Below are 12,816 nucleotides of genomic sequence, written 5' to 3' on the forward strand. Positions count from 1 at the left end.
ATGATTATTTTTTTACGACCAGTTGGGAACCTTTGTTTTTCCCGTTCACGATCACGTTCAACGAATAGGTGCCTACGGTCAAATGGTCGAGGTTGTCCAGGCGAACATACTGATCGCCGCGGGCGACTGATTTTACCTGCCTTGCAGCCAGGCGCCCGGTGATGTCGGTAAGCACCAGCTCTACGGTTCCCTGTTCATTGAGGGTAACCGGTGTGGACAAAGAATTAAAGAAAGGATTGGGATGCACCCGCAACGGGGTACCGGCAGCAAGCGACCTGCTGTTATGGCTGTCATCCTGGTGGCCGGTGCACTTGTACCCGCTGCCGGCGCCGGTGCTGAATACAGCATTAAACCAGGGATGGAAAGCATGGTGCAATACATAGTTGCCCGGTGTGCCCGGCTTTTGCGTAAAGTAAGTCGCGTACATAAATTGCGGGCAGATGGTCATGTTAAAGTCATTCATCTTGCTGTATGCCATGCCGGAACTGGGGTACGAATAGGAAGCCACTGAGTTGGGCAGTCTCATATAATCCGGAGCGCTGGATATCCAGCCCCCGTTGTGCGTCATACGGAGCCCTATGTAATGAGAGTCGCCGCCCGAATACCGGCAATACCATCCGACATATATCCCGCCGTTGCCGCTGAAATTGATCGTCGGTGTATGCGCATAATAGATAGAAAGCCCTACCAGGGAAGCATTACCCAGCGATCCGTTGTTAACGTATGTAGTTTGCAAATTGCCCAGGAAACGCATACGTACAAAAACGCCTATGCCATCCGTATAAGTATAGGCCCAGTCTTCGTCGGCATAGTGATCGGGACAGTCGATCACCATATCCGAAGTGGAGTTGATCGCGCTCGGATCCGTATTCACATCCTCGATAACCGGGGCCATAGTAGCCGTATTGGAGAAGGGAACGGTAAGCAATAAGGGCCAATCGAGACTGGCGGTCGTTACCACGCCGGTATTTCTGTTTTTATACACGAAGTGCGCATTCAGCGGTCCGTTGGCATGGCTGTACGCTACATCCGGCGCCGACTCGTCGGCTGTGCCACCCAATGTGGTGATGCCACTCCAGGAGCCCGATTGACATACAATAGTCTGTATACCGGTTCCGTGTTTTTCCCAGGCAATAACGACAGCCTGTAAAGGATCGTGGGTATCCATCGTGATCCGGCCATAGACCGGCGTGCTGGATAAGGTATAGGTTGTATTTAAAACAAGGGGCATACTGGTTGAGCCGGTAATATCGTACTCGTCGAGGCAATGCCCTACACCCAGCTTGTAATAGGCGACCAGCACGTTCTGCTGGCCCGTTCCCTTGTTTTGCACGTAACCCACACAAAGATCGCGGCAGCCGCTATAGGGATAACCTTGCTGAAACAGCGGTCCTGTAGAAGCCCCGGAGGGAAGAACTGTAAATATAAATTCACCGTCCCCGCGGTTATACCAGGAAGACAGGTAGATATCGGCCTGGCCGAACCCGGTAGATACCGATGCCTGGGAATAGCAATTGGTACCCAATGCCCCCCTGCCTACACCTGGATCACCGAATTGAAATTCATCGGCGACAGGGCTGGTAAAGTTCTGCGCAAACAAGTTGTTTGCCATTGAAATAAGCGTAATGATTGCAAAAAAAGTGTGCTTTAACGTTCTCTTCATAGAAATGATTTTAAAGTTTTAAAATGATTTTTTATGATAATATGGGGAAGCAATACTTCATGCATCGGGCAGTACGTGTACTTGTTTATACGTACGTCGATAACAAAACTTATGGGGTAAAACATGCCCCTTCCGGCATCAATAAGATGCCGGCAAAAAGGATACAGATCGATCTGCGGATTATTGATACGATCAGCCGGCCACAGCAAACGTGATACCTGTGGCGCTTTTCGTAAACCGGGTAAGGTGGAAAGGGCACGCCACTTTCCCCGTTTTTAATACGGCTATAATACAGGAATTACCTGAAGGTATATGCTACGACAGGGAGCATATAAAAATGACCGGACCCGGAGGTCAGCAGAAGGTAAAAGGGGAGCAAATGCAGTACCTGCGAGGGTTTGGATACCCGGGAATAGTTTCTTCATCATATCTTGATTTGTGGTTGGTAACCATAAAGACAGCGCAGCTAAAAAAAAGGTTGGCAGAAAAAGAGGATATGATTAAACTAAAGCCTAAATAAATTATGTATATAACTAAATAGAGCATAAATACAAAGCCTGCATGTTTGTGCAGGCTTACCATAAAGCATCGCGCTGTTCGTAGCAGGACGCTGATAGGCTTTGATTCGTAGCCAGGCGAAGCGTTCGTAGCGGGGCGCGACGAACAGATGGGGTTAAGTGAAGTATTCATAGCGGGACGCTGCGAACAGGTTGGGAACCCTATGATCAACTGGAATATAATTACAACAGCAGTCCATTATGTAATAAGGTCTCCTGATACCCGGGCAACGTGTAAGTACTGGAGTCTGTACTTTGCCGGAGTAATTGGTCCTCGAGGATGCTAATCCTTTCGACAAAATTTATTGTGTCGTAAGCATTCATTTTAACCTGGTAGCTTTTAAGCCGGTTCGCCTCCAGCAAGCTCACAACGCAGAGAAAACGATCTTCACCACCAAATTTTGCCATAAAAAGATAACGCCTTAATTGTCCCCTGTTAAAAGTAAGATAGTAATAACGGCCTATATCGTTCATATGCCTGTTAAACTGAATCTTGTATACGTCAAAGCCCTTAGCCGGGTAGAGAAAAACCGTATCCAGGTAAGGACGTGCCGGGTAATACACTTTAAATTTCAGGCATTGGTCATCCTGTCCGCTCTGTACAATATAAGGTTTACCGGCCACCACGATATCATCTGCTGTTTTGAACGGATGCAGTCCATGCCGGTCTGTCAACGAGAAATCTTCGAATTTACGCACGCTGTTTGCGGGACCTGCACAGCCCGCCAGCAGCAGACCTGACATAAAGAACATCATGATGAACCAGGCATGGCATATTAAAGTCGCGTATCGGATCATTTTCATATTGTATCTGTTTCTACCTGGCCGTAGCTTCCCTGTTATATCAATAAAGCCTCTGACCACAACTTTACACGCTTCCATCGGGCATAACAACTGGCTACGAAAAGCCCCGGTGAATATGGCCTGAAGGTAGTAAACAAAGCGTACAAATGTAATGCTGCTATACTTCCTGTTATATTCCCAATCTGTACCTTTGGCATGCCGGCATCCGGCGAACTGCTTACCCCTAAATACAGATCTATGGAACTGGAACAGCATTATATCACCAGGACCGGTTGGCTCAGGGCCGCCGTACTCGGTGCAAACGACGGCATCCTTTCAACAACCAGTATCGTGATCGGCATAGCGGCCGCGAACAGCTCCCGCACATCGATCGTACTGGCCGCCCTGGCCGGGCTTGTTGCCGGGGCCATGTCGATGGCCGCAGGCGAATATGTTTCGGTAAGCTCCCAATCGGATACGGAAAAGGCAGACCTGAGGCGGGAGCAACGCGAACTGGAACAGATGCCGGAAACAGAGTTGGAAGAGCTTGCTAAAATTTACCAGGCACGGGGGCTGGACCCCGATCTGGCCCGGCAGGTGGCCACACAACTGACCAGGCATAACGCGCTCGAAGCCCATGCCAAAGATGAACTGGGCATTAATGAAATGACCCAGGCCAACCCCCTGCAGGCCGCAGTAGCTTCGTTTGCCTCCTTCGTAGCCGGCGCAGCCCTACCCCTCCTGGTTTCTTTCCTGGCGCCGCTCCGTTACATGGTCTGGTACCAGTATCTCTTTTCGATAGGCTTCCTGATGGTGCTGGGCGCTATCGCCGCTAAAGCAGGCGGCTCCGGTATAGGCACAGGCGTATTACGCATTTGCTTCTGGGGTACGGTAGCCATGGCCACCACAGCATTCGTAGGTTACCTGTTCCATACCCAGATCAGTTAAGGCTCAGGCTTTTTTAGACCGCATCGCCTTTACGTTTTTGAGCTTCTGATCCGCATCAAGTTTTTCATAGGCTTCGGTTTCCCGGCCATAGATGGCCATCTTACCGGCAGCGTCAAAATGCAGGCCCCAGCCCTACCGTTTGGTCAGTGGAGCAGAGCGGAAACAAGCCTGGCCCTTTGAAAAGAAGGCCTGTCTTGCGGCTTCGAGTTCAGAGGACGCCAGGTGCTGCCGCATGGCATACACCCGGAGAAGCACTTCATCGGAAGTATAGTGGTAAGGATGTTGGTGCAACAACTCGTATTGCAGCCTGGCAACGGATTTCGCCTTTTCGTTCAGTGGGGGCGCTTCGCCCTGGTCGGCCGTGCAGTCTGCCGCCAGGCCAATAAAAGTCAGGGTATAATTGGTGGTATGTATTTTCATGGTTTTTCCAGGGAGTTAAAATAAGATTTTTTTTGCTCGCAGCGAGCACCCTGCCGCGCTGCAGCGGAAAAGGCTAAGCGGTCCGCATTTCCGGGGAGCGTTGTACATCTGATATTTCATACCTCACATCTAACATCTCCCATATCTAACATCTCATATCTCACATCTAATATCTAACATCTCACACCAAGGAAAAGCCGGTCCGTTAACGGACCGGCTGCAAATACACCCTGGAATACAGGGCCTTCGTGCGGCTATGGAATTTGAGGTGGGATCACCCCTAAACAGTGCCTTTGTTCGATGCGCCCCGTGGCGAACAGCGCGCCCTTGCTCCTGGATACACGCAGGAACAAGACGGAGTCGCTGCAATAATAACGGCTTTTCCCCGGACAGCGCCCGGATCACGGCAGACATTTGTTATTATTCGTATCCCTTAACACCAATCACCCGGAACGGGATGTCCATAAAAGCCAATGCAAAAATACGTTAATTTCATAATATCATATTTATCTACCTGAATATAAATGAATTACAAATACCCTGTATTTTTACAATTGCTAGTATGTTAATTATAGCGAATTGTTATTAATGTATGTTAACGATCATAACAGCAAAAGGCCGCCAGGCTTACCTTTGAGCCTAACCAATAATCGACACAAAAAGGTCTTATGCGTCAGGGGGGTAGTATGAAAAGGCTTACCGGGATCACGGTAATCATGCTCGCGGGCATTGTGGCGCTACAGTTTTACTGGTTGCTATCATCCTACAGGCAACAACAGCAACGCTTTTATACCGATATCGACAATGCACTGGCTTCTACCAGCGCCAGGTTATTGCTGGACAAGGCCCTGGCTACGCAACCGCTTAGCGTACGCAAAATGTTTGGACTGGAGGATACAACGGGCGTTCATGTACAGGAAAAGCTGATCGGGGAACACCAGGCGGGCAATATGCTGCACCTGGTCAATGCCGTGGTTAAGGTAAGCGATTCAGAGGCATTACAATCCGTAAAAGCTTTGCTGGACTCGGGTAGTTTGGCCGCATCCCAGAATACGAACCTGATGCAGCTCCGGTTCAGCTTCAGCGACACCGACCTGGTCGCTTTTAAAAAAGCATACCAACGGGAATTACAGGTCCGGCACATCAATATGCCTTTTGACCTTGCCCTGGTCGATACCGCAGACAGCATCTACGCCGCTACCTGCGACACCGCGCGCTTCCGCCAGTACAGTCACAGGTCGGCATTTAACGAGTTAACGGCAGTCAGCGGCACTTATGGCATCATCGCTGGTTTTCATAATCCCAACTACGTTGTCCTGCGCAATATGCTCTGGATCCTGGTGATCTCGCTTACACTTATCGTGGTCGGTAGCTGGTCGCTGGGCTTTTTGTTGTCCGCCTTTTTCCGCCAGGGCAAAATTGCCGAAATACGGAATGATTTCATGAACAACATGACCCACGAACTGAAAACGCCGATCAGCTCCATAAGCCTGGCGCTTGAAATGGCGCTCGATGACCGGCCGGCGCTTGACGCCGGGAAGAAAACCTCATACCTTATCGCGGCGCAACAGGAAGTAACCCGTCTTAAGCTGATTGTAGAGAATGTACTCAAAATTCTTTCGCTGGAAAAAGCAGCATTCGATATCCTGCCGGCTACCATACAGGTTACGACCTGGCTACAGGCCATCGTTGAACGCATGAGCCCTTTGCTCGAAAAGAAAAACGTAGCAGTACACATCGATGTGGATCCTGAAGATCTGCAGATCAATGCCGACGAGACCCATATGTCTAACGTGATTTTTAATATACTGGAAAATGCCGTTAAGTATAATGACAAAGCAAGCCCACTGATCAAAATTACCGCAGAAGTGTGCCAGGACGCCATCCGGATAAGCATCCTGGACAATGGCGAAGGCATACCTGAAAAATACCTGGACCGGGTTTTCGAAAAATTCTTTCGCGTGCCCAAAGGAAGCCTGCACGATGTGAAAGGTTATGGCCTGGGCCTGAGCTATGTAAAACAGGTCGTTGAAATGCACCGTGGCACCATTACCGTACGCAGCATTGCCGGGCAGGAAACAGCGTTCGTTATTCATTTACCCCTAAACTGAACTGAAAGATGATCAATATACTGCTTGTGGAAGATGAACAGGTACTCGGGCACCTAATCAAAGAAGTATTGCTGCTGGAGCCCGACTTCGCTATAGAATGGGTAACCGATGGCGCGGCGGCCCTGGACAGTGTCGGCAAACTCGTACCCGATATCTGTATCCTGGATGTTATGCTGCCCCGGCTCAATGGCTTCGACGTAGCCAAATCCATCAGGAAAGAGCATGCACAACTGCCTATAATTTTTCTTTCCGCCCGTTCGGCTGTGCCCGACGTAGTTAAGGGTTACGAGTCGGGCGGCAACGATTACCTCAGGAAGCCCTTCAGCATTAAAGAGCTGGTGCTCCGCGTAAAGGCGCTGCTGCAACATGGCAACTACACCGGCGCTTATACGCCTGCTCCCGATCTTACCCTTGCGATAGGCCGGTATACCTTTTGTACCGTTTCGTTTACACTCTGTTTCGGGGAAACGAAATACGTACTCACCAGCCGCGAAGGCGAAGTGCTGAAAGCGCTGATCCTGCATAAGAACCGGGTGATGCCCAAAGATGATGTCCTGAATAAGATCTGGGGCATCAATACGCTGTTCACTTCCCGCACCATGGATGTCTATATCGGCCGGTTGCGTAAATACCTGGTGCACGACCCGGCTATATCGATCAAAAATATACGGGGTTATGGCTACAAACTGATACTCGAAGACCAGGCCTGACGCGTCTTCTGGCTGATCCATAAAAAAAGCCCGGAACACGATGTTCCGGGCTTTACTGCTCTAGGTTATATTGTTGTATTAACGTTGCAACATGATCTTGCGGCTTGTCGACTGGTAACCGTCACTACATTTCAACAGGTACATACCGTTGGTGTAGGCGCTGAGGTCGAGGGTATAACTGCCGTGCTGTACATTTTTCGTTGCTATGGTCTTTAATTTGCGACCGCTGATATCGAACAACTCGAAGCTCAGGTCTGCAACTTCCGAAAGATTGAACTGCAGGGTGATTTTACCATTGCTGCTCGGGTTAGGGAACACATGCAGCGATTGATCCAGCTTGTTGTTATTGATGGAGATCCCCGTACCGGAACCGCTGATCGGGCTGCAATCCGACTTCACGGTGTTTACGGTAAGTGCATTGGAATTGTTGGGATTCAGCCAGGGATTCAGCTTCCGGTTGGTTGCTGCGCCATCGATGCTATAGTCCCAGATATAAGACAGCTTGCTGTAGAGCGGCATACCTGAAGTAGACTGGGCTACATTCTGGCCGGTAGCACTCACGTTACAGTTGGAAGGCACATTCTGACCTATTGCTGCAACGCTGGCTACACCGATCACCCGGCCATCGCCGTCGAACAGGGCGCTACCTGAAGAACCCTGCGCTACCAGGCCCGAGTCGAGTGTAGTAACCCAATGCGATTGTGCTGCACCGAGGCTGTAGGACTGGATGGAGTGAGAGATCGACACTTTTTTCACATCGCCGCCGGGATGGTGAAACCCGATAAACTTCTTAGGACTGGCATTGGTAAGCGGTATATTGGCATCCCTGTTCCAACCCGCCAGGTTCATATTCCAGGAGGCAGGCAGGGCCGAATTGAGCTCCAGCAGGATAAAGTCGCCTTTGATATTCGGTGCGTCCGGTTCGCCGTTGGCCGCTAAAGGCAATACTGACCGGGCTACGAACTTAGCGCCGGTAATGGTCTGCTGCGTATTGGGAATCGTACCATTGGCCGGGGTACAGGTACCGTGCTGGAAATTAAAGCGCAGGATAAACTGGCTGAAACCCGCATTGGTGATCGCATTGGTAAATTCGCAATGCGAAGCGAGCAGGAAGTATTGCTTACAGCTGGCCGGTGTATTGGTGGTAGTATTCATCATGGTTGCCGTACAGGCGCCTATGCCGCCGTTTACAGGAATCAGGGTCTGGAAGGATGCATTACGCTGCGCTTCATAACCATTGCCTGTAGGGCAGATCGCATTGATCATACAAACCGAGGAACCGCCGGTAAGCTGGCTGTCCCAAACATCGATGGGCACCAGGTCCTGGTAAGCGCCCAGGTATTCGATACCACTAAAATAAGAAGCGGCACGATCGATATGTAACCGGATATCGGACAGGTTTACATTGGCGTCGATATCCAGCTCGAGATTCACGAGCTCGCCTTCAACCGCTTCGTTGGCAAACTTGCCGGTTGCTGCATCGTTGTTCGACGCGGTATACGCGCCCAATACCTGGCGGCCATTGGCATTGCTCAGGAACAGCTTTACACCCTGGGGCAACTGGAACTGGTCGTAGTACAGGCCAAGCCCTTTAGCGCCGGCCACTTTCAACTGTGCTTTCCATATCCGTTTACCATCCGGGGTCGTGTATGTCGTACCGGAAGCGGGGAAACCAAGATCCGCCGGTGTGGTCAGGGCCACCAGCGCCGGTTTGGGATCCGGCATTTTGTTCCATTTGGCCAGGCCGCTTTCACGGTCGGGCAATGTAGCGGTTGTTACGGGCACATAGTCAAAATGTCCGTCTACCTGGATGCTCAGCGGCAGGCCTCCCTGGCTTACCTGGGCATGGGCCGATGCGCCCGTCAGTGCCAGCAAAGCCAGGCTAAATAGTCTTTTCTTCATAGTTATCTGCATTTGCTACAAAATGAAAGAAAAGAAGCAGGAAGTAGCGTTAAAGAGTACGAATAGCTACGAATCGTACCTGCAGGAACCGCTCTTTTAACAAAAGCATAAGTAATGACAGAGCCTGTAACAACGGCCAGACCTGGTTTCCGGCGCGCATGCAAAGGCTTCGCTAACTGACAAAAGCGACTGAGCAACAGGTACAAAAGAATAATTATCTTTGCCCGATCGTCCTGTAAAGGCGCCGGAATGCGCTGCTGTACAGGTTTCTGGTCTATCTTCCGGATTAACATCACAACTATGATCTTACCCTTCGAACCCTATAATCCCCAATGGGATCATCAATTTACGGCCGTTAAAAAAGAACTGGAACACAGTCTGCAGGGGCTGTCCGCTACCGTGGAGCATATAGGCAGTACCTCGGTAGCAGGCCTGGCAGCCAAGCCTGTGATCGATATCCTGGTGGGTCTGGACGATGAAACGGACCTGGACCAGGTACCTGTCCTCCTTAAAGGTAAAAACTATGTGTATTATGAAAAGTACAATGAAGACATGCCTTATCGCCGTTTCTTCGTACTGCTGAAACAAAGTCCGGTTGCACTAGGCCTGCCGGAATGTATCCTGCCCGGCGATGACATAGCGGCAAAAATGCAGGACCATGATCTGCGCATCGCACATATCCATGTTATCCCTGCGCAGTCGGAGCATTGGCTGCGCCATATTGCTTTCAGGGACTACCTGCGCAGTCATCCCGATGCCAGAAAGCAATACCAGGCGCTAAAGGAACAGTTGGTAAAAAGGGAATGGGAAGATGGCAATGATTATAACGACGGGAAAGATGCATTCATTAAAGCACACGAACGGCTGGCCGTTGCCTGGTATACCAACCCACAGCGGTAAATGCTGCTATCGGGCTGCAGGCTCCTCATAACGCTTAGCTACTTCCGCACCAAACCCAGCTGGAAGGCCCTTTTTACGATACCGGCGCTATTTTTGGCATTAAGCTTCTGCATCAGGCTTACCCTGTGGTTTTCGACCGTACGCAAACTCAGCTGCAACCGGTCCGCCATTTGCTGGCTGGTCAGCTCTTCCAGGATCAGGTTCAGGATCTCTTTCTCCCTGCGGGTCAGTATGGGTTTGTATCCCTCACCCTGCGCCCTTTCCTTGCCATAGAGCTCATCGAGGATCTTTTCCTGTATGGGGGCGTCGATATACCGGCCGCCCTGTGCCACGGTTTGTATGGCCTGCAGTAATTTATGTTCATCCGTATTTTTCAATACATAACCACTAACGCCCTTTTCAAGCATCAGCCGGGCGTGTTCGGCCGTATTGAAACCGGTAAGGGCAATCATCTTTATGGCCGGGTAAGCCAGGCGTATAATCCCGGCCAGCTCTTCGCCATGCATATCCGGCAACTGTATATCCAACAACAGTACATCGGGCTGCTGCAGGGCAAGACCGGCAAGCAGTTCCCGGCCATTATCATAGGTATGGCCGAGGCGCAGCCCGGGAAAACCTTTAAACATATCCCGGAGGCCGCCGATAACCATTTTGTGATCGTCTACTATATCAACAACGATATCCTTCAATCCCTTTCATTTTTATTTTACTGCAATACAAATTCCATATATACCGAAGTGCCTGCGCCCGGGCTGCTTTCCAGTTCCAGCCGGCCCTGCAGGGCCGCTATTCTCCGCCGGGCATTCTCCAGCCCGATACCCGCTTCACCTGTTTGCTGCATACCGGTACCGTTATCTTCGACCGTTACCAGCAGCAAGGCTTCCTGCCAGCTTAACGAAAGACAGGCCTCGGTGGCCTGTGCGTGTTTCAGGATATTGTGCATGAGCTCCTGGATAACCCGGTATATGGCCAGTTCCGACAAGGGGTTCAGCCTTACCGGCGTACCCGTTTCCTGTACGGTTATTACCGGCGAGCCTTTATGCCCGAGGTAAGCGCAAAACTCCTCAACCGCCTTTCCCAGGCCCTTTTTAACGAGGCTTGAAGGTACTAAATTATGAGCGATTCCCCGCAGTTCGTCATTGGCCTCATCGGCGAGCGACAGGCTGCGGTCAAACAGGGTATCGCCGGATAAGGCAGGCATTCTCATCCGTAACGAAGACAGGTTGATCTTAATGGCGCTCAGGTAACCGCCAACACCATCGTGCAGCTCCTGCCCCAGCCTGATGCGTTCTGCTTCTTCGCCGGCAAGCGTAGCCTTAAGCAACGCCAGCTCCTGCAATTGTTGCAGCCTCTTCGACCGGGCCGCCTGGAAATACCGGAACACCACCAGCGCGGCGATGCACAGCACTGCCAGCGAGAGGCTGATACCGATCAGCAGGTTCTTCTTGCGGTCGAGCGCCGCAGCAACCAGGATATTCCTGTCTTTGGCCAATAGCTCCCTGTCTTTCTGTGCTGTGCGGTATTTCAATTCCAGCTCATTGATATCTTTGATCTTATCCCTGTTCAGCAAAGTATCCTTCTGCTGTTCATATAACCGGTATTGCTGCAGTGCCTCCTGCGGCCTGCCTTGGGCTTCGTAAATAGCAGACAGGGTTTTGCGGGCCGTCAGTTCGCCGTCGAAATAGCCGGTGCTGGCTGCTTTTTGCAAGGCTTCGTTGAGGAAGCGCGCTGCTTCGTCGTAATGCTGCAATTTATAATAAGCCATACCCAGGTGATACCGGGGCAATATATCGCCGTAAAAAGGATCGTATACCCCGGGTGCTTCTATAATGCCCTTAAGGTAGCTGATGGCCAACGCCGGTTGTTCCTGCCGGAGCGCCAATATACCCATACCATTACGCAGGGCCTGTATCACTTCTGCATCCCGGCTTTGTTCGGCGAGCTGTAAGCCTTCGCGGTAAGTAGCTGCCGCTTGCTCAAAGTTGCCCAAAGCAGTGTACACACCGCCTTTATTGCCTAAGGTAAGGCGCAGCTCTTTATCGAAATGATGACTGCGGGCCATAGTCTCCGCCTCTTGTATGTATTTCATGGCCAGGTCCGGCTGGTCCAATTTGAGGTATACGATACCGAGGTTGTTATACGTGATCACCAGGTGTTGGCGGGCTGCGGGCAGGCGGGCCCTGATACCTTCGGTCAGCGAAGAATCGAAATAACGGGCGGCCTGGGTATAGTTACCCATAAACACGCTGACACCGCCCATATTGCTGTAACAGGCCGCAGTAAAGTGTTTGAAAAAATAACTGTTGCGGGCATACCACAGGGCCCTGGCGTATAACTGCATGCCCTGTCCGGGGCTGCCTTTAAGCACGGCAATGCGTCCCAATTCGATAAGCGAGCCGGCAATACCATCGTTATACCCCACAGCCATACTTTGTTCGTAACAGCGGTTAAGGAGCCGGAATGCGCTGTCCGGCGGCAATTTGCGCAATTGCTCCCCCATTCTTAGAACACGCATTATGGGCACCGTATCGGAAGGCAGGAAGGTATAAGCCGGCGCAGGCCAGCGCACAGAGCGGACGACCTGCTGTTCCTGGGCCTGCAATGGGGTGCCGGCCAGCAATACAAGGAGTAACAGGCAGGCGGGCAACAGGCCCTGCCTCAGTTTAAAAGAGAAATGGTAACGCAAAGTCAAAGGTGGATCTGGCTTACAATTTATACAATATTTCCTTTTTGACGGCAGCATCTATGGCTTTGCTGCAAACCCCTTAACCAGCTGCACCAAAACCAGTGGTTTACTACTAGTTTTTTGATGCGGCTTCCCC

General features: G+C 51.0%; 9 protein-coding genes and 1 pseudogene. 4 read left to right on the forward strand and 6 right to left on the reverse strand.

Annotation, left to right across the window (positions count from 1 at the left end):
- Positions 1-4: 4 nt before the first annotated feature.
- Together B0I18_RS18560 and B0I18_RS18575 are read right to left on the reverse strand one after the other, a co-directional pair.
- Complete coding sequence (locus B0I18_RS18560; protein WP_146146806.1) at positions 5-1,663, reverse strand: T9SS type A sorting domain-containing protein; 1,659 nt, start codon at positions 1,661-1,663, stop codon at positions 5-7.
- Positions 1,664-2,403: 740 nt separating this feature from the next.
- Positions 2,404-3,024, reverse strand: a complete 621-nt coding sequence (locus tag B0I18_RS18575) for a hypothetical protein (RefSeq protein WP_106524250.1) — start codon at positions 3,022-3,024, stop codon at positions 2,404-2,406.
- Between the two features lie 237 nt (positions 3,025-3,261).
- Here B0I18_RS18575 and B0I18_RS18580 point away from each other — a divergent pair, with 237 nt between their 5' ends.
- Entirely contained in the window at positions 3,262-3,951 is a 690-nt protein-coding gene (locus B0I18_RS18580) for a VIT1/CCC1 transporter family protein (RefSeq protein WP_106524342.1), read from the forward strand.
- A gap of 3 nt (positions 3,952-3,954) precedes the next feature.
- On the opposite strand, the pseudogene B0I18_RS18585 reads toward B0I18_RS18580, so the two are convergent.
- Positions 3,955-4,371 (reverse strand): annotated as a pseudogene (locus B0I18_RS18585) (DUF6157 family protein).
- A gap of 686 nt (positions 4,372-5,057) precedes the next feature.
- On the opposite strand from B0I18_RS18585, the gene B0I18_RS18590 reads away from it, so the two are divergent.
- Together B0I18_RS18590 and B0I18_RS18595 are read left to right on the forward strand one after the other, a co-directional pair.
- Positions 5,058-6,482 carry a sensor histidine kinase gene (locus B0I18_RS18590; protein WP_181358518.1) on the forward strand — a complete coding sequence of 475 codons (1,425 nt, stop codon included), beginning with the start codon at positions 5,058-5,060 and terminating at the stop codon, positions 6,480-6,482.
- Between the two features lie 8 nt (positions 6,483-6,490).
- A complete protein-coding gene (locus B0I18_RS18595; RefSeq protein ID WP_106524252.1) occupies positions 6,491-7,192 on the forward strand; it encodes a response regulator transcription factor in 702 nt (233 codons plus the stop codon).
- 78 nt (positions 7,193-7,270) lie between these two features.
- On the opposite strand, the gene B0I18_RS18600 is transcribed toward B0I18_RS18595, so the two are convergent.
- Positions 7,271-9,094, reverse strand: a complete 1,824-nt coding sequence (locus B0I18_RS18600) for a T9SS type A sorting domain-containing protein (RefSeq protein ID WP_181358519.1) — start codon at positions 9,092-9,094, stop codon at positions 7,271-7,273.
- 300 nt (positions 9,095-9,394) lie between these two features.
- Here B0I18_RS18600 and B0I18_RS18605 point away from each other — a divergent pair, with 300 nt between their 5' ends.
- The gene (locus tag B0I18_RS18605; protein ID WP_106524254.1) at positions 9,395-9,994 is read left to right on the forward strand and encodes a GrpB family protein; all 600 of its coding nucleotides are present in this window, start codon (positions 9,395-9,397) and stop codon (positions 9,992-9,994) included.
- Positions 9,995-10,032: 38 nt separating this feature from the next.
- Here B0I18_RS18605 and B0I18_RS18610 read toward each other — a convergent pair whose 3' ends face one another.
- Complete coding sequence (locus B0I18_RS18610) at positions 10,033-10,683, reverse strand: response regulator (protein ID WP_219906006.1); 651 nt, start codon at positions 10,681-10,683, stop codon at positions 10,033-10,035.
- Positions 10,684-10,700: 17 nt separating this feature from the next.
- On the reverse strand, positions 10,701-12,680 hold the full coding sequence (locus B0I18_RS18615; protein ID WP_181358520.1) for an ATP-binding protein: 1,980 nt from the start codon (positions 12,678-12,680) through the stop codon (positions 10,701-10,703).
- Positions 12,681-12,816: the final 136 nt, after the last annotated feature.

It is taken from the genome of Taibaiella chishuiensis (genome assembly GCF_003014535.1).
GTDB lineage: Bacteria > Bacteroidota > Bacteroidia > Chitinophagales > Chitinophagaceae > Taibaiella > Taibaiella chishuiensis.